Source organism: Streptomyces ipomoeae 91-03, assembly GCF_000317595.1.
In the GTDB taxonomy this organism is placed as follows: domain Bacteria; phylum Actinomycetota; class Actinomycetes; order Streptomycetales; family Streptomycetaceae; genus Streptomyces; species Streptomyces ipomoeae.
The window spans coordinates 1-995 of record NZ_AEJC01000342.1; the positions used below are offsets into that span (position 1 = coordinate 1).

Below are 995 nucleotides of genomic sequence, written 5' to 3' on the forward strand. Positions count from 1 at the left end.
TCGCGTACACCATAGCCTGTGATCCGCAGGCAACCACCCCTTGTCCGTTGCCCGTTCCCCAGGCCATACCCCTTGACCAGTCCGCAGACACGAAGGTGTGCCGTCATGCCGTAGCTACGGCGGACCGTTGTTGCGGCGGTACGGTCTGCCGTTATGGCGATGACGAGAGATGCGCTGCTGAACCAGAAAGGCGGGGTCGCCAAGACGACGACCACGCTGCATCTGGGCGGCACGCTCGAGGCCGCGGGCCGCAAGACACTCCTGGTGGACCTGGACGGCCAGGGCAACCTGACCACCGAGCTGAAGCTCCCACGGCTCCACCCGGGCGGGGAACTGACGCTCGCCCGGGCGATGCTTCAGACCTGCACCCGGGAACAGGCCCGGTCCCTGGTGCGCCAGCACTCGGAGAACCTGTGAGTGATCCCGAGCGCGCTGGACCTGTTCACCCTGCCGCGCCAGCTGCACAGCACGCGCAGCAAGGAGGAGCGCCTGGCGTGGGTGCTGGAGCTCCTTCAGGATGAGTTCGACCACTGCCTGGTGGACTGCCGCCCGGCCCTGGACGTCGACACGGACAACGTCCTGCGGTGGGCCGAACATGTCCTCATCCCGGTCGACGTCGACGAGTTCTCCATCGAGGCCCTGGAGCTGCTGCTGGGCCAGGTGCAGACCCTGGTGACCGAGACGCGCATGCCGATGCCGCACTACCGCGGGCTGGTCATCAACCGCATCGACCGCCCGTTCTCGGGCTTCCACCAGAAGGTCTACGACGCCATACACCAGCTGCCGCTGCCCGTGGTCGGGGAGATCCCGCTGCGCACCGCCGTGGCGGAGGCCAAGAACAAGGGCCTCACCATCGCCCAGTACGAACCGAAGTCCGACGTCGCGCGCATGTTCCGCGACCTGGCCGTGAAGGCCGGCTACCTCCCGGAGATCCCCGCAGCATGAACGCCAAGAAGAAGGACGACTTCGCCGTCGACACCGGCGGCGTCAGCGCC

General features: G+C 67.3%; 1 pseudogene. It reads left to right on the top strand.

Annotated features, from left to right (window positions below):
- Nucleotides 1–159: 159 nt before the first annotated feature.
- A pseudogene (locus STRIP9103_RS52825) lies at nt 160–945 on the top strand (ParA family protein).
- Nucleotides 946–995 lie beyond the last annotated feature (50 nt).